We start from the raw sequence: 24,570 nt of genomic DNA, 5'->3' as shown, positions 1-24,570 counted from the left end.
GCGGTGGACCGTGCCACCGGCGACGGAGCCACGGCCGGGTGAGCCGTGCCGTTGACGGCCGACGGGGCGCCCGGGCGGCGGGGAGCCGCGGCGGGCGGGGTGTCGGTCAGCGGCTGCCGGGCGCCCGGGATCCGCGACGCCGGAACCTCGCGGCGGGTGCCCAGACCGAAGCTCCGAGCCGGGCCCGCCTGGCGGGCAACGGGATTCGCGGCCTCGTGCGGGTTGTCGATGCACTCGGCCGGGTCCAGGGCGAGACGGTAGCCGCGCTTGACGACGGTCTGGATGGCCTTGGGGGTGCCCAGGCCCGCCCGCAGGCGGGCGATGGCGGTCTCCACGGCGTGGGTGTCATCGCCACCGCCGGGGAGGGCGGCGAGCAGGTCCTCGCGGGAGACCACGCGGCCCGGCTGGCGGGCCAGCGAACGCATGAGCGCCATCGGCGCGGGCGCCAGCTGCCGCACCTGACCGTCCACCACGACGCAGCCGCCGCGGACGCTCAGGACGTGACCGGCGGCCTGAATCCGGTTGGCGCGCCGGGGCAGTTCCTCGGCGACGTGCCGGGCCAGCGCGCCCAGGCGGGCACGACCGGGGCTCGTGGTGGGCACGCCCAGCTCCTCCAGCGGCGCGGCCGTGATCGGGCCGACACAGGCGGGCAGCACCCGGGTGCGGAAGGCGTGCAGTACCGCCTCCAGCAGACCGGTTTCCTTGGCGCGCATGAGAAGTGAGGCGACGGCCGGGGCGCTGGTGAAGGTCACGCAGTCCAGTCCGGCCGTGACGATCCCCTCGATGAGGCGATCCATCGGCGTGCGGTCGTCCGGCGGGATCCACCGGTAGACGGGCACCGGAACCACGTCGGCTCCGGCGCAGCGCAGCACCTCGCAGAAGTCGGGGACGGGCTCCCATTCGGTGGTCGCGCCGTGCAGCTGCACCGCGATCCGCACCCCCTCGACGCCCTGCGCCAGCAGGTGATCGAGCACCTCGGCACTGGATTCCGAAGCGGGAGACCATTCTTCGCGCAGCTCGGCCGCGCGGATGGCGCCCTTGGCCTTCGGGCCGCGGGCCAGCATGCGGGTCGAGGCCAGCGTGGAGCGCAGCTCCTCGGCCAGGCCCCAGCCCTCCGCGGCCTCCATCCAGCCGCGGAAGCCGATGCCGGTGGTGGCGACCGCGATCTGCGGCGGGTCGGCGACCAGCTGTCGCGTCACCCGCTCCAGCTCGTTGTCGTCGGCCAGCGGAATGATCCGGATAGCCGGGGCGGAAACGACATTCGCGCCCCGGCGGGTCAGCAGGGTGCCGAGTTCATCGGCGCGCCGGGCCGCCGTGATGCCGACGGTGAATCCGGCCAGCGGGGTACCGCCGTCGACCTCGGTCATGCGGTACCGCCGACGAATTGCACAGGGTCGTTGGACACCGACACCACACCGTCGGCGGTACGCACCGCGTACACCGGCAGCGAGATGGTGTCGTCGTCCAGGCAGCGCCCGTCGATCAGCGAGAAAGCCTGCTTGAGCAGCGGAGACGCCACGACGGGCTCGCCGCCGCGATCGCCGACCAGACCGCGCGACATGACCGCGGCGCGTCCGAACGGATCGATATTGCCGACCGCGAACAGCGTGCCGTCGGTGGTGAGGAACAAGGCCGCCTGGCGGCCGCCCTTCAGCAGCACCGCCACGCCGCGGCCGGGGATCAGATAGTCCTGTCGGCAAGCCTGGGTCCACCCCGAGGTGGTGGTGGTGACTGCGGTGCCGGGTGTGTCGATCACGGTCATCGGTAACTCTCCTCCGAACGCCTTACCTATTGGTACCGGCGCCCTGTTTCCAAGTCGTTAAGCAGTCATTTCCCGTGCGTGGCGGGTGCTGTGGCCGACGCCGCACTCACCGGCAGCTCCGGGATACCGAGCAGGACCGGCACCTTGCGCTCGCCGCTCTCGTCGAAACCGATGGTCGGGTCCGCCTCCTCCGGGGCGTTGACGAAGGACACGAAGCGCGACAGCTTGCCCTCGTCCTCCAGCACCGCGGCCCACTCGTCCTTGTAGCCGTCGACGTGCTTGGCCATGGCGGCCTCCAGGTCGGCGGCGATGCCCAGGCTGTCGTCGCAGACCACGGCCTTGAGGTAGTCGATGCCGCCCTCGAGGGCCTCCTGCCACGGCGCGGTGCGCTGCAGGCGGTCCGCGGTGCGGATGTAGAACATCAGGTAGCGGTCGATGTAGCTGATCAGCGTCTCGTCGTCGAGCTCGCCGGCCAGCAGCACCGCGTGCTTCGGGGTCAGACCGCCGTTGCCGCCGACATAGAGGTTCCAGCCGTTCTCGGTGGCGATGACGCCGACGTCCTTGCCGCGGGCCTCCGCGCACTCCCGGGCGCAACCCGAGACCGCCAGCTTCAGCTTGTGCGGGGAACGCAGTCCGCGGTAACGCTTTTCGAGCAGCACCGCCATGCCGACCGAGTCCTGCTGGCCGTAGCGGCACCAGGTCGAGCCGACGCAGGACTTCACCGTGCGCAGCGACTTGCCGTAGGCGTGACCGGACTCCATGCCGACATCCACCAGGCGCTGCCAGATCAGCGGCAGCTGCTCGACGCGGGCGCCGAACAGGTCGATGCGCTGACCGCCGGTGACCTTCACGTACAGGTCGAATTCCTTGGCGATCTCACCGATGGTGATGAGCTGGTCGGCGGTCACCTCACCGCCGGGCATCCGCGGCACGACCGAGTAGGTGCCGTTCTTCTGCAGGTTGGCCAGGAAGTGGTCGTTGGTGTCCTGCAACGAGGCCTGCTCGCCGTCGAGGATGTGATCGCTCGAGGTGGAGGCCAGGATGGAGGCCACCGTCGGCTTGCAGATATCGCAGCCGGTGCCCTTGCCGTACTTGGCGATCAGGCCCGAGAAGGTGCGGATACCGGTCGACTGGATGATGTGGAACAGCTCGGCGCGCGACTGCGAGAAGTGCTCGCACAGCGACTTGGAGACCTCCACGCCCGACTGCTCCAGCAGCTTCTTGAGCATGGGAACGCAACCGCCGCAGGAGGTTCCGGCATTGGTGCAGCTCTTGATGGCCGGGACGTCGCAGGCGCCGTCGGCGATCGCGCCGCAGATGGAACCCTTCGAGACATTGTTGCAGGAGCAGATCTGCGCGTCGTCGGGCAGCGCGTCCGCGCCCAGTTCCGCACCGGCCGGGGAGATCAGCGCGGCCGGATCGGCGGGCAGCGGGCGGCCGACCAGCGGACGCAGCGCCGAGTACTGGGTGGCGTCACCGACCAGGATGCCGCCGAGCAGGGTCTGCGCGTCGTCGGAGACGACCAGCTTGGCGTAGGTGCCCTTGGCGGCGTCGTGCAGCACCACCGACAGCGCGCCCTCGGTCTTGGCGTGCGCGTCACCGAAGGAGGCCACGTCCACGCCGAGCAGCTTCAGCTTGGTCGACATGTCCGCGCCCGGGAACTCGCCCTCACCGCCGAGCAGGCGGTCCGCGACCACCTCGGCGGTGCTGTAACCCGGGGCCACCAGGCCGTAGCAGACGCCCTCGACCGCGGCGACCTCACCGATGGCGTAGATGCTCGGGTCCGAGGTGCGCAGGCCCAGGTCGGTGATGACACCGCCGCGCGGGCCGACCTCGATGCCGGCGGCCTTGGCGATCTCGTCTCGGGGACGCACACCGGCGGCGAAAACCACCAGGGCGGCCCGCAATTCGCTCTCGTCGGACAGCTTGACGATCAGCTTCTCCGCGATCGGGGCCGCGTCGTCGGATTCGATCGAGGCGGTGCCGACACCGGTGTGCACGGCCAGGCCGAGCTCGGTGACCAGCTTCTCCAGGATCGCGCCGCCGCCCTCGTCGACCTGGGCGGGCATCAGCCAGTTGTTGTACTCGACCACGTGCGGGGTCATGCCCAGCAGGCGCAGCGCGTTGGCCGCCTCCAGGCCGAGCAGACCGCCGCCGACCACCACGCCGACCGCACCCGGACCGGCCGCCTCGGCGGTGGCCCGGATGCCGTCGAGATCCTCGAGGGTGCGATAGACGTAGCAGCCCTCGACGTCGGAGCCCGGCACCGGCGGCACCCAGGCGTAGGAGCCGGTCGCGAGAACCAGTGCGTCGTAACCGATCACGTCACCGGTGGAGGTGGTCACCTTGCGGGCGGCCTTGTCGATGCTGTCGGCGCGCACGCCCAGCCGCACCTCGACCAGGTCGTCGCCCTCGTAGTCGTTGCCGGGCAGGGCCAGCGCGGAGGTCTCCCAGATGCCGACGTAGGAGGACAGCCCGACGCGGTCGTAGGCGGCCAGCTTCTCCTCGCTGAGCACGATGATCTGCCAGGCGCCGGCCTCGTCACGGGAGCGCAGGGCCTCCACGAAGCGGTGTCCGACCATGCCGTGGCCGACGACGATCGCGGTCTTGCGTTCGATGCTGTGGGTCATGACGGTGTCCCTTTCGAGCTGGACGGTCAGGCGCGAGCCGACGGAGTGGACGAGGCGGTGTTGGACGCGAGATCGATGGCGGCGGAGCCGGATTCGGCCTCGAGGACCAGCGCTTCCGCCTCGACGACGACATCGGTGTCGGCGGTCTCGGTGGACAGCGCCCGCAGGCTCGGGCGGCGCATGAAGACCGCCCAGCAGACCAGGCCGCACAGCACGTAGAAGGCCATGAAGACCCAGAAGGCGGTGGTCGCGGACTTGGTGGAGGCGTAGGAGGTGCGCAGCATCAGGTTGATGCCGACGCCGCCCAGGGCGCCGATCGCGCCGACGAAGCCGATCAGCGCGCCCGAGGTGTTGCGGGCCCACGCCGCGCGGCTGGCCGAATCACCGTCCAGCGAGCGGGATTTGGCCTCGAACACGGACGGGATGATCTTGGTGACCGCACCGTTGCCGATACCGGAGATGACGAACAGCGCGGTGAAACCGATGATCATGGCCACCAGCACGCCGCCCTTCGGGTGCCCGGCGTGATCGCCCATGGTGGACGACACCGCGACCACCACGGCCGCGAGCGTCATGGCGACGAAGGTGTACAGCGTGACCTTGCTGCCGCCGATCCGGTCGGCCCACTTGCCGCCGTACGGGCGGGCCAGCGAACCCAGCAGCGGGCCGATGAAGGCGATCTGCGCCGCGTGCAGCGCCGCCGCGGAGACGCTCGCGCCGCCCGCCTTGAAGGTGATCTGCAGGACCTGGCCGAAGGCGAAGCTGTAGCCGATGAACGAGCCGAAGGTGCCGATGTAGAGGAAGGCGATGGCCCAGGACTGCGGGATACGCAGCGCCTTGATCATGTAGGACAGATCGGCCTTCTGGTTCTTGACGTTGTCCATGAACAGGGCCGCGCCCACCGCGGCCACCGCGATCAGGACCAGGTAGACCGCGCACACCACCGAGGCGTTGCCGTAGGCGTTGCCCAGAGTGGCGATGACCCCCAGGCCGATCAACTGCACGACCGGGACACCGATATTGCCGCCACCGGCATTGATGCCCAGCGCCCAGCCCTTGAGCCGCTGCGGGAAGAAGACGTTGATGTTCGACATCGACGACGAGAAGTTGCCGCCGCCCAGGCCCGCGAAGGCCGCCACGACCAGGAACGTCGTGTAGGAGGTGCCCGGCTGGTTGATGAAGTACAGCGTCAGCAGCGTCGGGATCAGCAGCAGCAATGCGGACACGATGGTCCAGTTGCGGCCGCCGAACTTCGCGGTCAGCACGGTGTAGGGGATCCGCATGAAGCCGCCGACCAGGGTCGGGACCGCGCCCAGGAAGAACTTGCCGGCCGGATCGATGTGGAAGACATCGGTCGGCATGAACAGCACCATGACCGACCAGATCGACCACACCGAGAACCCGATGTGCTCGGCGAAGACCGACCAGATCAGATTGCGGCGCGCGATGTCCTTACCACCGGCTTCCCAAGCCGCGACATCTTCGGCATCCCAATGCTCGATGTCGCGCTTGCGGGTCAGCGTCGTCAACAAGAGGCCCTCCTGAAATCTGGATGGCCCCAAGGTAGAAAACGGGTATTGCGGTGATGCTGCGCGAAATGTCCGCTAAATCAACGGTTGCTCACGATTACCGGGATGCCGACGTGAGAAGTGGCCCAATGTTTCGCCCGTGTGACACAACGGTTTCCGACGGTCACAAACCGCCTGAAAACGAGAATCCGAGCCGTGAGGTGAGAGCCTTGCCACAAAGCATGGACCCAACCTCACGACTCGGCAACTCGAACAGTGAAATTCCCCGCTAGTTCTGGGCGTGTCAGTTCCAGGTGTCTTCCAGGAAACGCGGCTTGCACGCCACCCAGGCGCCCGCCATCAGGATCAGCACCGCCACGGTGAGGAAGGCGAACGGCACCGGCCAGCCGCCGGTCATGGTGTGCAGCGCGCCGAACAGCAGCGGTCCCACGCACGCCACCGAGTAGCCGACGCCCTGGGTGAAGCCCGACAGCGCGGCCGAACCGGCGCCCGTGCGGGTGCGCAGATTGATCAGCGTCAACGCCATCGGGAAGGTCGACGGACCCAGGCCCAGCGCCAGCACCCACACCAGCGGGGCGCTCATCGGCGCGAACAGCAGGCCGGCGAAACCGATGAAGAAGAACACCGCGCAGCCGATCACCACCGGGAACGGATTGACCATCCGGCCCACCACGATCGGCGCGCTCAAGGCCGCGACCAGGCCGATCAGCGCGAAGACGCCGACCATCGAGCCGCCGAACGCCGCGTCCGCGCCCGCGTCGCCGAAGATCGTGGGCAGCCAGGTGAACATCGAATAGGTGATCAGCGAGGTCATGCCGAACATGAAGGCCATGCCCCAGGCCAGCGGCGAGCGCCACACCTTGCCGGTGGCCGCGTCGCCGGCGTCCGCGGGCAGCTCGGTGGTGTCGAAGCGGGCGTTCGCGCCGCGGGTGCGCAGCACCGCGATCCACGGCAGCGCGGCGGCGAAGGCCAGCGCGGCCCACATGCCCAGCGACAACCGCCAGCCGTGCGCATCCGCGATCGGGACCGTGATCAGCGCCGGGAACACCGTGCCCAGCTGCACCATCACGATGTAGACCGAGCTGAGCAGCGCCAGCCGATCCGAGAAGTACCGCTTGACCAGCGGCGGGATCACCACATTGCCGATGCCCATACCGGCCAGCGCGAAGGCCGAGAAGGCCAGCAGCTGCCAGGTGTCGGGCACCAGGGCGCGCAGCACCGAGCCGATGCCGGTCATGAGCATGGCCGCCAGCGCGGTCATCTCCAGGCCGAAACGGCGCGAGAGCACGGGGGTGAGCAGGCCGCCGAGGGCGAACATGGCGGTCGGCAGCATGCCGAAGACGCCGACCACGGCGGTGGAATAGCCGATGTCGTCGCCGATGCGGGCGGCCAGCGGGGTGAACGCGGTGACCGCGATACGCAGGGTCAGCGCGGACATGACGATGGCGACCAGTACCAGCAGACGGCCCTCGAAGAGAGCGCGCCTGGAAATCGCGGGCTGGAGCTTCGGCGCTTCGAGATGGACGCGCCCCGGCTCGGCAGGGGTACGGGTCATGCCCCGCCCGGGGGCCATCGTCTCATCCATCGTCGCAGTCACCACGAAATCATAGGATGACCCGATGATGTGATGCAACGAATGTGAGGCAAGGTACGCTGTCCCCCGTGCAACCAGTCCGGCGCACGAGCCTCATCGCCCAGGTGACCGAGCAGCTTCGTGCCGAAATCCGTTCCGGCCGTTGGGCCGTCGGCTCGCGCATCCCCACCGAGCCCGAACTCACCGAACTCACCGGCACCGGCCGCAATACCGTGCGCGAGGCCGTGCAGGCCCTTGTGCACGCCGGCATGCTCGAACGCAGACAGGGCTCGGGCACCTACGTCATCTCGACCTCCACCCTCGGCGGCACCCTCACCGAGTACTTCGCCGACGCCCAGCAGCGCGACGTCCTCGAACTGCGCCAGGCCCTCGACACCACCGCCGCCCGGCTGGCCGCCACCCGCCGCGACGACCACGACATCGCCGAACTCCGGCGGCTGCTCGACGACCGGACCCGGCTGTGGGACAGCGACTTCGACGCGGCCATCGAGGCGGACGTGCAACTGCACCGCGCCATCGTGGTCGCCAGCCACAACGCGGTGTACCTCGAGTTCTACGACTCGCTGCTACCGGTGATCGCCGCGGGCATCCGTTTCCGCTCCGCGCGCGAGGGCGAGACCTACCATGACGAGCATGCCGAGCTGGTGGCCGCGGTGATCGACGGCGACCCCGACCGGGCGGCCCGCACGGCCAACTGCTTCCTGGACTCGCTCATGGCCGAATACCGGACGCTCGATAAGAATTTCGGGTAACCGAAGGGTCACCATGCGAATCTGGGCCAAGTGAGCCCGAATTGTCATCTCCGTCATGGAAAAACACCCGAACGTAAAACGGGCTTCCTACGGTTGACGGGACCGCAGATGAGGGCGGTCGCATCAGCCGAGAGGACAACCGCTCATGGCAACAGTTATCGAGCCTACCGAAATCACGTATCAGAAACGCGGGCGCTGGATCGACCGTTGGGAACCCGATAACACCGAATTCTGGGAAAACGGGGGTAAACAGACCGCCCGCAAGAATCTGATCTTCTCGGTATTCGCGGAGAACCTCGGATTCAGCGTGTGGGTGCTGTGGGCCAGCGTCGTCACCGCCATGGGCTCGGCCGGATTCGCCTTCCTGGGCAAGAACAATCCCGACGCCGTGAACAACGCCCTGCTGCTCACCTCCACCCCGACCCTGGTCGGCGCGGCGCTGCGGGTGCCCTACACCTTCGCGATCCCCCGCTTCGGCGGCCGCGCGTTCACCGCGTTCAGCGCGGGCATGCTGCTGCTGCCCACACTGGGCCTGGCCTATTTCATCAACCAGCCCGGCACCCCCATGTGGGTGTTCATGCTGCTGGCCGCCATCGCCGGTGTCGGCGGCGGCAACTTCTCGTCCTCCATGGCGAATATCAACTTCTTCTTCCCCGAAGGCAAGAAGGGCGCGGCCCTGGGCATCAATGCCGCGGGCGGCAATCTCGGTGTGGCACAGACACAATTGTTCGTACCGCTCATCATCACGCTGGGCACCCACATCATGGCCAAGGACGCCGCCGGATACCGCTTCGGCATCACACTCGCGGTGCTGGTGTGGATTCCGTTCATCCTCGCCGCTGTCTTCGGCGCACTGCGCTACATGGACTCCATCCACGGCGCGAAGTCCGACGGCAAGTCCTACAAGCTGGCCCTGAAGAACCGGCACACCTGGATCATGGCCGTGCTCTACATCGGCACCTTCGGTTCCTTCATCGGCTTCTCGTTCGCCTTCCCGACCCTGCTCAAGGCCAACTTCCCGAGCCTGGCCAAGATCGGCTGGATGAGCACGCTGGGCAACCTCGCCTTCCTCGGCGCACTGGTCGGATCCTTCTCCCGGCCCTTCGGCGGCTGGATCGCCGACAAGCTGACCGGCGCCCGGATCACGGTTTACGTATTCGGCGGCATGGCCGTCGCGACCGCTCTGATCATGGTTTCCCTGTCCGCCAAGAGCTTTCCGCTCTACCTGGCCTCGTTCCTGCTGCTGTTCGTCCTCACCGGCATCGGCAACGGCTCCACCTATCGGATGATCCCGTCGATCTTCGGGGCCGAGGCGCGCCGCTACGCCAGCGAGCACGGCGAAGACATCAGCGATGCCATGGCCTCAGCCAAACGACAGGCGGGGGCGGCGATCGGCGTCATCGGCGCGGTCGGAGCCTCGGGCGGCTGGATCCTGCAACAGGCGCTACGCCTGTCGAATGTCCACTACCACACCATGGCTCCGGCGTTCTGGGCCTACGCGGCAGCGTTCCTGGCCATGGCCGCGGTCACCTGGTGGTTCTACCTGCGGTCCTCGTTCGCCATCGGCCGCGCGCCCTCGCTGGCCCACGCGAACGTGTAGAGACTCCCCAATCGCCCCTGGGGAACGGAAAGGCCGCACCGGAATTCGTCGCCCGGTGCGGCCTTTCCGCATGGTTCGCGGGGACCCCTAGAGCAGCAGGCGGGTCATGTCCGCGGTGCGGGCCAGACCCGGGAACGCCTCGGGGGTCGAGCGCGGGTGCAGGGCGTGCACGGCCAGCCGGAACATGACCGCGCGCACCAGCATCTGCGGCCACTCGGGCAGCTGGGCCCAGCGCTCCATCAGACCGTCGTCCGCGCCGCCCCAGGACAGGGCGTCCACCACGATGACCGCCGCCGCCCACGGCGCGGGACGCCAATAGGGGGTGATATCGGTCAGGCCGGGCGCGTAACCGCCGGAGAACAGCACGGTGCCGAACAGGTCGCCGTGCACCAGCTGCGGGGGCGTGGTCACCGGCTTGCACAGGGTCGACAACTGGGTGATCAGGGTCAGGCTGCGGTCGCCGTCCGGCGAGGTGGTGGGCAGCATGCCGCCCAGCTTCAGGCTGCGCAGCGGAACCGCTTCCCACGCCGCCCTATCCGCGGCCGCGAACACGTCCACGTCGGCCCACGGCGCGACCGGCTGCGCGGCCAGGAAACGCGGGCGTTCCAGTTGCGCGGTCACCTCGTGCAGCCGCAGCGACAGCGACACCACTTCGTCGTGACGCGGTTCCGGCACGCCTTCGAGGTAGGTGTCGGCGCGCCAGCCGGATACGACATACCGTCCATCGGTGGCCCGTACCGGCCGCGCCAGGCGCAGCCCGTCCACCCGCAGCGTCTCGCGCACCTTCGCCGACCAGGCGGCCCGCGCATGATCGGTCACCGGGCTCAAGACGACATCGCCACACCGCCAGCCGCCATCCCAGTTCCCCAACGGGACCGGCGGTTCCTCGCGCAACCCGAAGGTTGAGCGCACATGCTCAGGAGGTTCCACAACAGTCATCGTCACGCGCGTACGGTACCGCTGGCCAGGTTTTCGCGACCCTCGCCGCGCCGACCGTTCCACACGCCGAAACCATGGTGTGAAACACCGGCGACCGAGGCGTTACCTCCGGGCTCCCGGACCGCCACCGGACAGGCCCCGCGCTACCGCCGAGGGCCCGTCCGCGCGGACTCAGTAGACCGGCAGCGAGGGGTCGATCTGGTTGGCCCAGGCGATGATTCCGCCCTGCAGGTGGGTGGCATCGGAGAAGCCCGCGTTCTTCAGGGCCGCGAGCGCCTCCGCGGAGCGGATACCGGTCTTGCAGTGCAGCACGATCGGGGTGTTCTGCGGCAACTCCGACAGCGCCTCACCCGAGAGGATGCGGTCCTTGGGGATCAGGGTCGCGCCCTCGAGCCGGACGATGTCCCATTCCACGGGCTCGCGCACGTCGATGATGGCCACATCCTTGCCCGCGTCCAGCATCTCCTTGAGCTCACGGGCGGTGACGGTGGAGCCGATGGCCGCGGCCTGGCCCTCCTCCGACACCACGCCGCAGAAGGCGTCGTAGTCGATGAGCTCGGTGATCGGCTGACGCTCCGGATCGCGGCGCAGCTTGATGGTGCGGTAGCTCATGTCCAGTGCGTCGTACACCATGAGCCGGCCGAGCAGCGGGTCGCCGATACCGGTGATCAGCTTGATCGCCTCGGTCACCATGATCGAGCCGATGGACGCGCACAGCACGCCCAGCACGCCGCCCTCGGCGCAGGACGGGACCATGCCCGGCGGCGGGGCCTCCGGGTACAGGTCGCGGTAGTTGATGCCCCTCTTTTCACCATCCGGCGCGTCGGGGGCGTCCTCCCAGAAGACGGAGACCTGGCCCTCGAAACGGTAGATGGAACCCCACACGTACGGCTTGCCCGCCAGCACGGCGGCATCGTTGACCAGGTAGCGGGTGGCGAAGTTGTCGGTGCCGTCCACGATCAGGTCGTACTGCCGGAACAGCTCGATCGCATTGTCGGGCTCGAGCCGAATCTTGTGCAGCCCCACCGTGATTCCGGAATTGATCTCCAGAATCGAGTCGCGGGCGCTGTCTGCCTTGGAGCGGCCGATATCGGATTCGCCGTGGATGATCTGCCGCTGCAGGTTCGACGCGTCGACCTCGTCGAACTCGACGATGCCGAGGGTGCCGACACCGGCGGCGGCCAGGTACAGCAGCGCCGGGGAGCCGAGCCCGCCCGCGCCGATCACCAGCACCTTGGCGTTCTTCAGACGTTTCTGACCGTCCACCCCGAGATCCGGAATGATCAGATGGCGGCTGTAGCGGGCGACCTCGTCCCGGGTCAGCTCCGCCGCCGGCTCCACCAAGGGCGGCAGGGAGGAATGCGATGCTGTCACGTGTGCGGACTCCTCAATCGAATTCGCCGGAAACTCGCGGCCATTCCTGCAACACAGAGACCGGGGCCGTTCTTCCCCAAGCCTAGTCCTCGACGAACCGGGGTCGCTCAGGCGCGGGGGTAGGGCCAGGGGTTGAAGCGGCAGGTCTTGCCGTCCATCGGCACCACGCCTTCGGGATCCAGCTTCGCGATGTCGTTGTTCCGGGTCCCGAAGGTCTGCTGCATCATGACCGGAGCCAGACCGCCGTCGGTCTCGCACGGCTGATGCTCGTGGTAGCCGAGGGCATGGCCCACTTCATGATTGATCTGGTACTGCCGATACGAGCCGACATCGCCCTCGAAGGCCGGGGCCCCGCGCACCCACCGCACCTCCGAGAGCACGACGCGGCCCAATTCGGTGTTGTAGCAGGAGGAGTCGACCGGGATCTCGAAACCGCACGACTTGCGGGTGGTGTCCCGCGAGGTCAGCGAGATGCGGAAGTCCGGGTTGCCGGTGTCGACGCGGCGCAGCGCGAAGCGCGGATCATGGGTCCAGGACTTGGGATTGGCGAGGGTGGCATCGATCATCTGCGCCACCGCCGCGTCACCGCCCAGGGACGCGGTGTCCACCCCGTTCTCGATCTCGACGGAGTAGGTGAAGGCGTGCTGGGCGCCGGCGCCGACCTGAGCGGTGGTGCCCGGGATCACCCGCCAGGTGCCCGCGCCGGTGTCGGTGTAGGCCCCGCCCGGCGGGACCGCGCCGGTGGGCAGGTCGACGGCGTACTTGCCGTCGCCCTTGGGCGCGCCGCCGATGATGCGGCCCGGCTTGTCGGTGTACTCGCTCAAGCGTCCGAATCCGGGCAGCCCGGCATCGCTGTCACCGGTGTGGCGGAAGGCGTCGACGGCGACCACGACGGTGATCACCAGCAGCACCGGCAGGGCGTAGGCGCGCCAGCCGTAGGTGTTCACGAACCGGCCCAGCGGACTCTGCTTCTTGGTCTCGCGGTCGGGGCGCGGGCGGTTGCGGGCGTCGGCGGGCGGGGAGGTCGGATCCCAGCGGGCGCGCAGCGGCTGATGCGGCAGCGGGCGGTCCTCGGCGGGGAGATCCGGATCGGGTGGCGCGATGAGCCCAGAAGATACCGACGGGCCGGTCTCCGATGCGCCGTCGTCGTCGTACAAACCGAGCGGATCGTAGATCGGCCCGCTGGGTCTACCCCGTCGCTTGTTGCCGGCGGCCTTCTCGGTCACGCCTGACAGACTCTCACAGCCCGGCCGGTCGCCGAGACCTGCCGTCCCAGCCCGTGATCATTGCTGCGAGATATCTCACGCTAATGCGGCAGACCTCACAAATCGGAACATGTGCTACACAGTTGTGATCGGCCTCGCATAATCAATGCGAGCATCACGCGACCAATATTCGGAACCTGGATCGGCAGCGGCCCCCTGAGCGCGTATCGTTCGTGGGATACCGGTGAACATCCTTCCCACCGGGAATCAACTGGGAGAAATAGGCAATGACTGACCTCGTGGACCGGATGACACCGCACCGCATGTCGTCCGAGGCCATGGCGACGAGCAAGCGCGGCACCCGTCTGCCCCGCGAGGCGCGCCGCGCGCAGCTTCTCGCCGCAGCCAGCGAGGTCTTCGTGCAACGCGGCTATCACGCCGCCGGCATGGATGAGATCTCGCAGTGCGCCGGCGTCAGCAAACCGGTGCTCTACCAGCACTTCTCGAGCAAGCTCGAGCTGTACCTGGCGGTGCTGCAGAACTACGTCGACGTGCTGGTGTCGAGCGTGCGCCAGGCACTGCGCTCCACCACCGACAACAAGCAGCGCGTGCGCGCCGCCGTCGCCGCGTACTTCGACTTCGTCGACCATGAAACCCAGGGCTTCCGCCTGGTTTTCGAATCGGACCTGACCAATGAGCCCCAGGTGCAGCGCCGGGTCGAGCAGGCCACCGAGGCCTGCGTGGACGCGGTGTTCGACCTGGTCGCCCACGACTCCGGTCTGGACCCCTACCGGGCCCGCGTCCTCGCGGTCGGCCTGGTCGGCGCCAGCCAGCTCAGCGCGCGGTACTGGCTCGAGGCGGACCGGCCGATCCTCAAGGACGACGCCGTCGACACCACGGTCGCGCTGTGCTGGGGCGGGCTCAAGCACGTTCCGCTGCACCCGATCGATTGAGAGATAACAACTCTCGTTGAATCAAAAAGAATGGCCCGCCGACAAAGTCGGCGGGCCAATTCTTTTCGCGCGATCTACCGCGTCGCGCGCGGGAAACTAGACGGCGGCGAAGCCGACACGACCCGAGGACGGAGCGCCGATCTCGACATAGGCGACCTTCGCGGCCTGGATCAGGAACTTGCGACCCTTCTCGTCGGTGAGCGCCACGACGCCGCCCTCACCCTGCAGCGCACCGCTGACGAGCGCCTCGACCTCGGCCGGGGTCTGCGAGCTGTTGATGACGAGCTCACGCGGGCTATCCGAAATGCCGATCTTGACCTCCACGGCCAACCTCCGAACCTAGAGTCGTAGTCCTGTCCCGATCACGCTAGCGCAGGCGCGACCGCCATCGGCCCCGACCGCCTGCGCTGATAGCGAAACTCAGGCCAGGCCGAGCACGCGCATGCGCTCGGCGTGGCTGTTCTGCATGTGCTCGAACAGCGTGGCGATGCCGTTCAGGTCGCCGGTCGCGGTGAGCACCAGCTCGGTGAGCTCATCGCGCTGCGCCATCACGTACTGCGCCTGGGTGATCGCCTCACCCAGCAGCCGGCGGCCCCACAGTGCCAGCCGGTCACGCTCGGAGCGGTTCTGCGCGACCGCGCCGCGCACCTCCTCGATCACGAACTCGGAGTGGCTGGTCTCGGCCAGCACATCGCGCACCACGTCGGAGACCTCGGGAGCCAGGGCGCCGGCGATCTCGGTGTAGAAGTCGGCGGCGATGCCGTCGCCGACGTAGAACTTGACCATCGATTCCAGCCAGGTGGAGGGGTCGGTGGAGGCGTGATAGGCGTCCAGGGCGCGCACGAACGGGGCCATGGCGTCGAAGACATTCGCGCCGCGGTCGGCGAGGGCGCTTTCCAGGGTCTGGAAATGCTCGGCCTCGTTACCCGCCATCTTGGCGACGGCCACCTTGCCGCGCAGCGTGGGCGACAGCTTGGCCTCTTCGGCGAGACGGTAGAAGGCGGAGATCTCGCCGTAGGCGAGGACGGCGAAAAGGTCGGTGACACCCGGGTGTTCGGCGGCGATGAGGTGGCCCGTGGGCTCCGGGGCGGTGGACGAGTTTGCTCCCATGGGTCACCACCCTAGCCCCAGAAATTGACGTGCACCGGTCACCGATCAGGCCAGGTCGCGCAGGAACTTGTCCAGATAGGTCCATGTGGTGTCACGGGCGATGAGGATGCCGAGGTGCGAGCCGGGGGCGGTCTCGTACCGCACATCCGGGGACCCGGTCAGGGTCTTCGTCCCGTGCTCCACGGCCGCGGCCGCGGTGATCGCGTCCTGCGGTCCGCCGACCAGCAGCACCGGCTGGGTGACCTCGGCCAGCGCGATCTCCCGCTCGCCCAGCCGCAGCCCGCCCTTGCCGATGTCGTTGTTGAGGATGAAGCGACCCCACAGCTGGTTGTAGAACCGTCCCGGATAGCCGGGCAGCGCATTCTGGAACCGGTCGATGGTCTCCATCCGGGCCAGCGTCGCGGTGTCGGCGATATTGCTCGCGATGAACAGCGGGCGCTCGAGTTCCCGGTTCCAGGCGGTGGCCCGGTACGCGAACCGGGTGATCTGCGCCGAGACGCCGCCGAGGGCCCGGATCGCGGTGGTCGCGGTGCGGCCGCCGTCGAGGCGGGCCAGTGAGCGCAGTTCGCGCGCGCCGAACATGTGGTCGTAGCTCAGGGGCGCGCCCACCGCGGTGATCGAGCGGATCGGCAGGGTCTGATCGGCCGCGGCGGTCAGCAGGGCCAGCACGCCGCCGATGGACCAGCCCACCAGGTCCACCGGACGGCCGCCGCGATCGGCGGACACCTGGCGGATGGCCTCGGGCAGGATGTCGTCGATCCAGGTCTCGAAGCCCATCCGGCGGTCGTCGAAGGTGATGTCGCCGTAGTCGACCAGGTAGGGGGCGCGGCCGGAGTCGAGCAGGAACCGGGCCAGGCTCTGGTCGGGGCGCAGGTCGAAGCAGAAAGCGGGCGCGGCGAGCGGCGGCACCAGCAGCACGGCCGGATCGTCGGGGCAGGCGCCGTCGTAGCGGCGCAGTTCGCGGTGCGGCGCCTCGAACAGCACCGTCGAGGGGGTGGGATCGGGGGCCTCGATGCCGTCGCCGAACGTCAGGGCCCACGCGTTGCGCGCTGCGGTTGTCACGGTGTCTGCCAAGCTCACGGCACCACCATGACAGATAGTGGTACACGACGTATCACACATGTGAGCAACTCAACTGCCGATGACTCTGCCCGCACCCGCCCCCGGACCGAATTATGGTGCGCCGCAATCATTAACGCTACTGCGAAACCCCGGATCCGACCCCTGTCGGATATCGATAAGCGCGCCTACCAGCGCAATAATGCCGCACATCGGCGGTGGCGGAAATCAGGGCGAAGGTCGTATCACGCTACAATCTCCGCGGACGGTGGAAATTCATACCCGCCAGTCCATGGAAAATGTGCGCGCACTCCGATCCGCAGCACTGCACCGCCGCGCCAGGTCGACGCCCATCCCCCGGACAGGCATCCCAGCAGCGGCGAGAAACCGGATCTAGTGGTTGTCGCGGGCCGTCCGGGTCCGCCCCACGCCTCGTGCGCGCGAGACGCGATAACGAGGAAAGGCAAGAACCTGAGCAAGATCACCGTAGAGCAGGAACCGGGTGTGGCGGACACGCTGTTGACCGCGGAACTCGACGACACCCACCTCGCTCCCACTTTCGCCGAATTGGGCGTGCGCCCCGAAATCGTCCGGGCCCTCGCCGACATCGGTATCGAACGCACTTTCGCCATTCAGGAACTCACCCTGCCGCTCGCGCTGGCCGGTGAGGATCTCATCGGCCAGGCCCGCACCGGTATGGGTAAGACCTTCGGTTTCGGCGTGCCGCTGCTGAACCGGATCGCCACCGCCGGCTCCGGCACCAAGACCCTCGACGGCACCCCGCGCGCCCTGATCATCGTGCCGACCCGCGAACTCTGCATGCAGGTCACCGAGGATCTGGAGAACGCCAGCAAGTACCTGAAGGACGACCAGGGCACCCCGGTGCGCGTGACCGCCATCTACGGCGGCCGCCCCTACGACACCCAGATCGCGGCGCTGCGCGCCGGCGTCGACGTGGTCGTCGGCACCCCGGGCCGTCTGCTGGATCTGGCCCAGCAGAATCACCTGATCCTGGGCAAGGTGGAGGTGCTCGTCCTCGACGAGGCCGACGAAATGCTGGACCTGGGCTTCCTGCCCGATATCGAGCGGATCCTGAACATGGTCCCCGAGCAGCGGCAGACACTGCTGTTCTCGGCCACCATGCCGGGCCCGATCATCACCCTGGCCCGCACCTTCCTGAGCCGGCCCACCCACATCCGCGCCGAGGAGCACCACGAATCCGCGGTGCACGACCGGATCACCCAGCTGATCTACCGGGCCCACGCGCTCGACAAGAGCGAGCTGGTCGCCCGCATCCTGCAGGCCGAGACCCGCGGCGCGACAATGATTTTCGCGCGCACCAAGCGGACCGCGCAGAAGGTCGCCGACGATCTGGCCGAGCGCGGCTTCGCGGTCGGCGCGGTCCACGGCGACCTCGGGCAGATCGCCCGCGAGAAGGCGCTGAAGAAGTTCCGCGAAGGCAAGATCGACGTGCTGGTCGCCACCGACGTGGCCGCCCGCGGCATCGACATCGACGACGTCACCCACGTCGTCAACTACCAGTGCCCCGAGGACGAGAAGACCTACGTGCACCGCATCGGCCGCACCGGCCGCGCGGGCAAGACCGGCGTCGCGGTCACCCTGGTCGACTGGGACGAGCTGAACCGCTGGGCCATGATCGACAAGGCCCTGGGCCTCGGCATCCCGGAACCGGCGGAGACCTACTCCCGCTCCCCGCACCTGTACGAGGAGCTCGGCATCCCGCAGGGCGTCACCGGCACCGTGCGCAAGGGCCCGGCCCCGCGCGACGAGGACGCCGTCGTCGTCGAACGCGAGCGCCGCGCCCCCCGCGAACGCAACCGCCGCCGCACCCGTGGCGGCCGTGCCGCCGAGGGCGACGCGACCACCACGGTCACCACGGAAACCCCTGCCGCCGAAGCGGATTCGTCCACCGGCGATCCGGAGAAGACCGGCCGCCGGCGTCGTCGCCGGCGCCGCGGCAAGGGTGGCGCGGACGCCAACGCCACCGTCCAGGCCACCACCCCGGTGGAGACCGAAGCCGCCGCCGAACCCGCGGGCGAGACCCCGGCCGAGGGCGGCCGCAACCGGCGCCGCAACCGCCGTGGCAGGCGCTCCGAGAACGGCGGCGTGGAGGTCGTGACCGAGAACGTGACAGGCGACGCCGCGTCCGGCGAGAGCCACCCGGCCGATGCCACCACCGCCGTCGCGGCTCCCGCCGTGACGCAGGACCAGGCTCCCGCGGCTGTCGCGACGACCGATTCCGGTGCGGACGCGACCGCGACGGCTGCTCCGCGCAAGCGCACCCGTGCCGCCAAGGCGGCCGCGCCGGTGACCGACACGGATTCGGCCGCCGAGGCCGTGGTGGTCGAGGCCGTCTCGCAGGATGCGGAAGCGCCGCGTAAGCGCACTCGCCGCAAGGCCACCGCCGAGGCCGGTTCGGCGACTGTCACCGACAGCGCGGTGGCGGACCCGAAGCCCGAGACCGCCGTGGTCGCCGAGACCGCGCCGGAGGCGGCGGCACCGCGTAAGCGGGCCGTTCGGACCAAGGCCACCACCGAATCCGCTACCGGCGCAAACGGTTCCGCCGCAGCGGCGACGGCCGAGGGCGATGCGGGCGAGGTCGCGATGGCCGCGCCGAAGAAGCGGGCGAGCCGCGCCAAGGCCGCCGTCGAGGCGGTGACCGAGGAGTCGGGTGCGGTCGCCGAGGCGGCGCCGCGCAAGCGCACTCGCAAGGCCGCGGCCGAGACCGTCGCCGAGGCTCCGGCCGCGGAGACCGTCGAGGCGCCGAAGAAGGCTCCGGCCAAGCGGACTCGCAAGGCCGCCGCCGCGGCTGCCGACACCCAGGCCGAATCCGCCGACAGCAAGACGGAGCCGGCCACCAACGGCAAGGCGAAGTCCGCCGCCGCGAAGGCCGCGCCCGCCAAGGCCAAGGCCGGGGCGAAGAAGGCGACCGGTGAGGTCGTGGCCGAGACGGAGGCGCCGAAGAAGCGGGTTCGCAAGGCCGTGAAGGCGGCGGCGAAGTCCGAGGTCGAGGCCGTCGAGTCGGGTACCGCGGCAAGCGGTTCCGAGGCGGCCCCGGTGAAGCGGACGCGCCGCAAGAAGACCGAGGACGGGGCGGAGGGCGCCGCCACGGTGGCCGACACCGCGGTCGCGGCCTCGGCCTAGTCCACCGGATCGGCTACTCTCGCTGTCGTGCTCGCACCCGAGCGGCGGACGCGCGCCGATATTCTCGCTGCTGTCGCGATCGCCGCTCTGGTGGCGATCGCGACAGTGGTCGTGGTGCTGACCAGCGGTGTTCGCGGTACCCACGCCGGTACCGCCACCCGTACCCTGCCCGCGCCGATCTCCACCGATCCGGTGCCCCAGCAGGTCGCCGAGCTGTGGCACGCCCCCGACGGGGCGACCCAGCGGTCGCTGGTGGTGGGCGGCGTGGCCGTCACCGCCGACGGCGGCACGGTGTCGGGGCGCGATCCCCGCACCGGCGAGCAGGTGTGGACCTACGAGCGGGATCTGCCGCTGTGCGCGGTGGAGGTCCAGTTCGGCACGGTCATCGCCACCTACCAGGATCAGCGCGGATGCAGTCAGACCACTCTGCTCAACGCCGAGAACGGATCTCGGGTGGCGGCCCGGTCCAGCTACATGGACGACAAGATCACGCTGACCCCCGACAGCACCTACATGCTGGCGCAGGGTCCGCGGCGGCTGGAACTGTGGCGGTCGGACATGGTCCGCACCCTCGAATACGGCTATGTCGACGCCCCGGTGAATCCGCACACCCAGCCGCGCAGCGGCTGCACCTTGCTGTCGGCGGCTTCGGCTCCCAGCCGGGTGGCGGTGCTGGAACGCTGCCCGAACGAGGCGGCCGCGCGGCTGACCATCCTCAACCCCGCGCCCAAGGACGGCACCACGCCGGAGGAGTACAGCTCGCACGTGCTCACCGAGCCGGGCGGCGCGGTCGACGGGGCGAAGGTGATCGCGGTGTCCGACACCAGGATCGCGCTCTACCTACCCGGAACCCCTTCCACCACACCGGTTCTCGCGCTCTACGACGTGAACGGCAATCTGATCGCCACACACCAGATGCCGGCGTTCTCCGACACCGCCATGGTGGCGCGGCTGTCGTCGGGCTACTTCGTCTTCACCGGTGAGGCGCTGGTCGCGCTGAACCTCTCGACCCTGGACCCGCTGTGGGGCACCCACAATGTGCTCGGCACCGCCGCGATGATGTCCGGCCAGCTGATCGCCCCGATCCCGGACGGACTGGCCATCCTGGATCCCGCCACCGGCGCGCAGACCTCACGAATCCCACTGCAGCGCAGCGACTATCACAAGGAACCCATCTCACTCGGAGTGTCCGGAACGGTGTTTCTGGAACGCCGCGGCGCACAGGTGTACGCGGTCGGCGCCCGCTCCTGAGCCTTCGTATGCCACCGCGACAGCAGATTTCGCAACAGTCGGGGTAGCTCCCCGGGGACGCCCCGGGTCGGATCGGCTCCCAACCGACGGCACGGGTGCACAATTCCGACGGCAATCTGTCGCCCACTGAGTATTCGGGGAGGCGGTGGAGCATGATCGATTCATGAGCGGTGGCGAATTCCGGCTGGTATTGCTTCGACACGGGGAGACGGCCTGGTCGGCCGCGCGGCGCCACACCGGGCGCACCGATATACCGCTCACAGAAATCGGTGAGGCCCAGGCTCGGGCGGCCGGAAAACTGCTGTACGACCTGGACCTGTCGAATCCCCTGGTGCTGAGCAGTCCCCGGCAGCGGGCGCTGCGGACCGTCGAACTGGCCGGGCTGAGCGGGGTCATCGTCGACGACGACCTGGTGGAGTGGGATTACGGCGAATACGAGGGCCTGACCACGCCGGAGATCCAGCGGATGTCGCCCGGCTGGACCATCTGGACCGGGGAGGTCCCCGAGGGCGAGACCGCCGACCACGTCCGCAAACGCGCCGACCACGTGCTGGCCACGGTCACCCCCGAACTCGCCACCCGCGACGTGGTGCTGGTCGGGCACGGTCACTTCTCGCGCGCTCTGATCGCCCGCTGGGCCGAGTTCGAGGTGGCCGAGGGCCGCCGGTTCTTCTTGTCGACCGCCGCGGTTACGGTGCTGGGACACGATCATCGAGCGCGAACCGTGCTCGCGCACAATCTGGTCGCGCCGTTAGAACCGATGGAAGGAAGCCCCGCATGATCCGCCGCGCCACACCCGACGACGTTCCCGCGCTGGTGGGTCTGGTCCACGATCTGGCCGAGTACGAGAAGGCCCCCGAGGAGTGCACGCTCACCGAGGAGCAGCTCCGGACCGCGCTGTTCGGGCCCACGCCCGCGCTGTACGCGCATGTCGCCGAGAGCGATCGCGGCGTGGTGGGCTGCGCCATCTGGTTCCTGAACTACTCCACCTGGAAGGGCGTGCACGGGATCTACCTGGAGGATCTCTACGTCAAGCCGGAGGCGCGCGGGCGCGGGCTGGGCAAGAGCCTGCTGGCGACGCTGGCCCGTGAGGCCGTGGAGCAGGGGTACGCGCGGGTGGACTGGTCGGTCCTCACCTGGAACACCCCGAGCATCGACTTCTACCGGTCCATCGGGGCCGAGCATCAGCACGAGTGGACCGGCTACCGGCTCTCCGGTTCTCCCCTGGCGCGCCTGGCGACGCACGCCGACGACTGAGGGCCGAGAGGCCCGGGAAAGCGCTCGCTCACCCAGGAGGTGGGCGAGCGTCCAAAAATCGGCTCAGCGGCCACCGAGCCGGGCGCGCGGCGCTACTCCGAGCCCGAGCCGTACCCCTCGGCCATCCACTTGACCGAGGCGGGCGCGAACAGCGCGCCCAGGGTGCCCAGCGCCAGCAAACCCAGCGGCGTCCCGAATTCGGGCCGCCCCGAGGTGAACATGTAATACGCGACACCGAGCAGCAACAGCTGGGTCAACGTCGCCAGCGCCCGCCCCCAGCGCTTGCCGCGCATGAGCGTGAGCCCCGCCGCCAGCACCGCGCCGCCGAGGATCGCCGCGTACCCGGCGGTGAGATAGCTGTTCTTCGCGCTCTGTGCCTCCCCGTTCAGGCCGACGATGATCAGGATGACCATCGCCACCAGCCCGGCCGCGCCCTCGAGCGCGACCAGCGCCCCCGCGACCCGCACGGTCGTGGGCACGCCCCCGGCCTGCGCGGCCCCGGCCCCGGTGCCGCCCGCCGACTTGCTCTCGCCCTGGTTCTGCTCAGCCACGCCCCCAGCCTACGGTGCCGGATTTGCCCCTCCGCTGCGCTCCGGGGCGGGTTCGCGGGCCCTGGTCCCGATTCTTCCCTCCTCCGCTTTCGCTCCCCCGCTCCAAGGCGCAGGTCTATGGAGCCGCAGTCCAGAATCGGGACGGCCGCGAACCTGCTCGCTCGTGTGACAGGTACGGGATCGCGTGTGCTGGGCCTCAATTGGGCGCAGTAGGCTGCACGCGTGCGGACCTTGCTGATCGTGAACCCGAATGCCACTTCGACCACTCGGTCCACTCGCGATCTGCTCGCCCACGCACTGGAAAGCCGCACCGAACTCACCGTCCGCCAGACCGAGCACCGGGGGCACGCCGCCGAATTGGCGAGCTGGGCCGCCGACAATCGGATGGATCTGATCGTGGTGCACGGCGGCGACGGCACCGTGAACGAGACCATCAACGGCTTCCTCCCGCTGCCCGGGCAGCCGCAGCGCGAATGGCTGCCGCGGCTCGGCATCATTCCGGGCGGGTCGGCGAACGTGTTCGCGCGCTCGCTCGGCATCGAGCCGGATCCGGTGACCGCGACCAATCAGCTCATCGATCTGGTGGCCGACAGCGCGGACCGCCGCATCGGTCTGGGCGTGGCCGACGATCGCTGGTTCTGCTTCAGCGCGGGAGTGGGCCTGGACGCGGACGTGTGCGAGGCCATCGACGAGAAGCGCGCGAAGGGCAAGACGGCCACGCCCGCTCGTTATCTGCGCACCACGGTCAAGCAGTTCTTCCGCGCCAAACGCCGTGCCCCGCAAGTGACCTTGGACATTCCAGGTCACGAACCGGTCACGGATGTGCATTACGCATTCGTGACCAACGCCAGTCCCTGGACGTATCTCGACAACACGCCCGTGGTCACCAACCCGCGGACCAGATTCGAATCCGGTCTCGGGGTGTTTGCCATGCGCACCATGGGTGTTCTCCCCACCTTGATGGTCGCGAGACAGTTGCTGGCGGCCCAGGGGGATCCCAAGGGCCCCACATTGTTTCGCGAGGACGACGTTCCGGGCGTAACCGTCACGGCGGAAGAACCGATCGGGTTGCAAATCGACGGCGACTTCATCGGTCGACGCAACATGGTGAATTTCACAGCCGTCCCGGATATCCTCGGTGTGGTCGCGCCGAAGCCCTAGCCGGCTCGACACACCTGAGAAAACTCGTTGTTGCGCTGCGAAAACCCGCTCGACCGAGTACAAATGACACGGCGGATCCCCATGTAGGGGTCTTACAGCGTGAGCTTCCCCACGGTGCACCAGGTATCTATTGACATCTACGGTGTTCGTGAAAGCATTCACAAGCAACCGTGCGGAAACATTCGAGTCGCACAAGTGAACGGACCACAAACCCGAGGGGCAGCGCCGTGCGCGCCCTAGCAAAGGAGCAGAGGAATGGACTGGCGCCACAAGGCCATCTGTCGCGATGAGGACCCCGAGCTGTTCTTCCCGGTGGGTAACAGTGGTCCGGCGCTCGCGCAGATTGCCGATGCCAAGCTGGTCTGCGCTCGCTGCCCTGTCACCGCTGACTGCCTTTCCTGGGCCCTGAAGTCGGGCCAGGATGCCGGCGTGTGGGGTGGAATGAGCGAGGACGAGCGTCGCGCGCTGAAGCGTCGCAACGCGCGCACGCGCACCCGCAGCGTCGTCTAACCACCTAGACGACAAGGCGTTACGGCCCAACCCAGCCTCGGGGCCGCAGCGCAATTCGGCCCGGCACCAACACAGGTGCCGGGCTTCAGTGTGTAAATGGCCGACTCGCTGCGCTCTCAGGGGCTTCGCCCCCGAACCCCGACCGAGAAGAATTCTCGGGGCAATTCC

Annotated in this window: 19 protein-coding genes and 2 pseudogenes; 9 read left to right on the top strand and 12 right to left on the bottom strand. The window is 68.7% G+C overall.

Annotated features, from left to right (window positions below):
- Positions 1-212: 212 nt before the first annotated feature.
- The 5 genes and pseudogenes from ACFV4K_RS23410 to ACFV4K_RS23390 all read right to left on the bottom strand — a co-directional run.
- Positions 213-1,367, bottom strand: a pseudogene (locus tag ACFV4K_RS23410) (uroporphyrinogen-III synthase); the annotation flags it as partial.
- The gene (gene nirD / locus ACFV4K_RS23405) at positions 1,364-1,762 is read right to left on the bottom strand and encodes a nitrite reductase small subunit NirD (protein ID WP_379277680.1); all 399 of its coding nucleotides are present in this window, start codon (positions 1,760-1,762) and stop codon (positions 1,364-1,366) included. The gene nirD and the pseudogene ACFV4K_RS23410, both read right to left, overlap by 4 nt.
- A gap of 65 nt (positions 1,763-1,827) precedes the next feature.
- Positions 1,828-4,392 carry a nitrite reductase large subunit NirB gene (gene nirB, locus ACFV4K_RS23400; protein ID WP_379277678.1) on the bottom strand — a complete coding sequence of 855 codons (2,565 nt, stop codon included), beginning with the start codon at positions 4,390-4,392 and terminating at the stop codon, positions 1,828-1,830.
- Positions 4,393-4,418: 26 nt separating this feature from the next.
- A complete protein-coding gene (locus tag ACFV4K_RS23395; protein ID WP_379277677.1) occupies positions 4,419-5,924 on the bottom strand; it encodes a nitrate/nitrite transporter in 1,506 nt (501 codons plus the stop codon).
- A 280-nt stretch (positions 5,925-6,204) separates the two neighbouring features.
- Positions 6,205-7,359, bottom strand: coding sequence for an MFS transporter (locus ACFV4K_RS23390; RefSeq protein WP_379277684.1), 1,155 nt, complete (start codon positions 7,357-7,359; stop codon positions 6,205-6,207).
- Between the two features lie 224 nt (positions 7,360-7,583).
- On the opposite strand from ACFV4K_RS23390, the gene ACFV4K_RS23385 reads away from it, so the two are divergent.
- Both ACFV4K_RS23385 and ACFV4K_RS23380 read left to right on the top strand, forming a co-directional pair.
- The gene (locus ACFV4K_RS23385) at positions 7,584-8,267 is read left to right on the top strand and encodes a FadR/GntR family transcriptional regulator (RefSeq protein ID WP_379277676.1); all 684 of its coding nucleotides are present in this window, start codon (positions 7,584-7,586) and stop codon (positions 8,265-8,267) included.
- 145 nt (positions 8,268-8,412) lie between these two features.
- Entirely contained in the window at positions 8,413-9,867 is a 1,455-nt protein-coding gene (locus ACFV4K_RS23380; protein ID WP_379277674.1) for an MFS transporter, read from the top strand.
- A gap of 87 nt (positions 9,868-9,954) precedes the next feature.
- Here the strand turns inward: ACFV4K_RS23380 and ACFV4K_RS23375 are convergent, their stop codons facing one another.
- The 3 genes from ACFV4K_RS23375 to ACFV4K_RS23365 form a co-directional block, all read right to left on the bottom strand.
- Positions 9,955-10,806 carry a TIGR02569 family protein gene (locus ACFV4K_RS23375; protein ID WP_379277683.1) on the bottom strand — a complete coding sequence of 284 codons (852 nt, stop codon included), beginning with the start codon at positions 10,804-10,806 and terminating at the stop codon, positions 9,955-9,957.
- Positions 10,807-10,977: 171 nt separating this feature from the next.
- Positions 10,978-12,180, bottom strand: a complete 1,203-nt coding sequence (moeZ, locus tag ACFV4K_RS23370; protein ID WP_379277672.1) for an adenylyltransferase/sulfurtransferase MoeZ — start codon at positions 12,178-12,180, stop codon at positions 10,978-10,980.
- A 107-nt stretch (positions 12,181-12,287) separates the two neighbouring features.
- Entirely contained in the window at positions 12,288-13,283 is a 996-nt protein-coding gene (locus ACFV4K_RS23365) for a DUF3152 domain-containing protein (protein WP_379277681.1), read from the bottom strand.
- A 389-nt stretch (positions 13,284-13,672) separates the two neighbouring features.
- Between ACFV4K_RS23365 and ACFV4K_RS23360 the strand changes: the two genes are divergently transcribed.
- Entirely contained in the window at positions 13,673-14,338 is a 666-nt protein-coding gene (locus ACFV4K_RS23360; protein WP_379277670.1) for a TetR/AcrR family transcriptional regulator, read from the top strand.
- A 96-nt stretch (positions 14,339-14,434) separates the two neighbouring features.
- Here the strand turns inward: ACFV4K_RS23360 and ACFV4K_RS23355 are convergent, their stop codons facing one another.
- From ACFV4K_RS23355 to ACFV4K_RS23345, 3 genes are all read right to left on the bottom strand, one after another.
- A complete protein-coding gene (locus tag ACFV4K_RS23355) occupies positions 14,435-14,662 on the bottom strand; it encodes a DUF3107 domain-containing protein (protein WP_213559758.1) in 228 nt (75 codons plus the stop codon).
- A gap of 96 nt (positions 14,663-14,758) precedes the next feature.
- Positions 14,759-15,448, bottom strand: coding sequence for a ferritin-like fold-containing protein (locus ACFV4K_RS23350; protein ID WP_379277668.1), 690 nt, complete (start codon positions 15,446-15,448; stop codon positions 14,759-14,761).
- Between the two features lie 45 nt (positions 15,449-15,493).
- The gene (locus ACFV4K_RS23345) at positions 15,494-16,528 is read right to left on the bottom strand and encodes an alpha/beta fold hydrolase (protein ID WP_379277666.1); all 1,035 of its coding nucleotides are present in this window, start codon (positions 16,526-16,528) and stop codon (positions 15,494-15,496) included.
- A 429-nt stretch (positions 16,529-16,957) separates the two neighbouring features.
- On the opposite strand from ACFV4K_RS23345, the pseudogene ACFV4K_RS23340 reads away from it, so the two are divergent.
- The 4 genes and pseudogenes from ACFV4K_RS23340 to ACFV4K_RS23325 all read left to right on the top strand — a co-directional run.
- A pseudogene (locus ACFV4K_RS23340) lies at positions 16,958-18,383 on the top strand (DEAD/DEAH box helicase); the annotation flags it as partial.
- A 1,316-nt stretch (positions 18,384-19,699) separates the two neighbouring features.
- Complete coding sequence (locus tag ACFV4K_RS23335; RefSeq protein ID WP_379277665.1) at positions 19,700-20,923, top strand: hypothetical protein; 1,224 nt, start codon at positions 19,700-19,702, stop codon at positions 20,921-20,923.
- A 163-nt stretch (positions 20,924-21,086) separates the two neighbouring features.
- Positions 21,087-21,704, top strand: coding sequence for an acid phosphatase (locus tag ACFV4K_RS23330; protein WP_379277663.1), 618 nt, complete (start codon positions 21,087-21,089; stop codon positions 21,702-21,704).
- On the top strand, positions 21,701-22,180 hold the full coding sequence (locus ACFV4K_RS23325) for a GNAT family N-acetyltransferase (protein ID WP_379277661.1): 480 nt from the start codon (positions 21,701-21,703) through the stop codon (positions 22,178-22,180). Before ACFV4K_RS23330 ends, ACFV4K_RS23325 begins: the two co-directional genes overlap by 4 nt.
- Positions 22,181-22,272: 92 nt before the next feature.
- Here ACFV4K_RS23325 and ACFV4K_RS23320 read toward each other — a convergent pair whose 3' ends face one another.
- On the bottom strand, positions 22,273-22,731 hold the full coding sequence (locus ACFV4K_RS23320) for a hypothetical protein (protein ID WP_379277659.1): 459 nt from the start codon (positions 22,729-22,731) through the stop codon (positions 22,273-22,275).
- 222 nt (positions 22,732-22,953) lie between these two features.
- On the opposite strand from ACFV4K_RS23320, the gene ACFV4K_RS23315 reads away from it, so the two are divergent.
- Entirely contained in the window at positions 22,954-23,892 is a 939-nt protein-coding gene (locus ACFV4K_RS23315; protein ID WP_379277658.1) for a diacylglycerol/lipid kinase family protein, read from the top strand.
- A 255-nt stretch (positions 23,893-24,147) separates the two neighbouring features.
- The gene (locus tag ACFV4K_RS23310; RefSeq protein ID WP_033087439.1) at positions 24,148-24,402 is read left to right on the top strand and encodes a WhiB family transcriptional regulator; all 255 of its coding nucleotides are present in this window, start codon (positions 24,148-24,150) and stop codon (positions 24,400-24,402) included.
- The last annotated feature ends 168 nt before the right edge of the window (positions 24,403-24,570 follow it).

This window comes from Nocardia sp. NPDC059764 (assembly GCF_042732555.1).
Classification (GTDB): domain Bacteria; phylum Actinomycetota; class Actinomycetes; order Mycobacteriales; family Mycobacteriaceae; genus Nocardia.
This window is presented reverse-complemented; position numbering and strand designations above follow the sequence as displayed.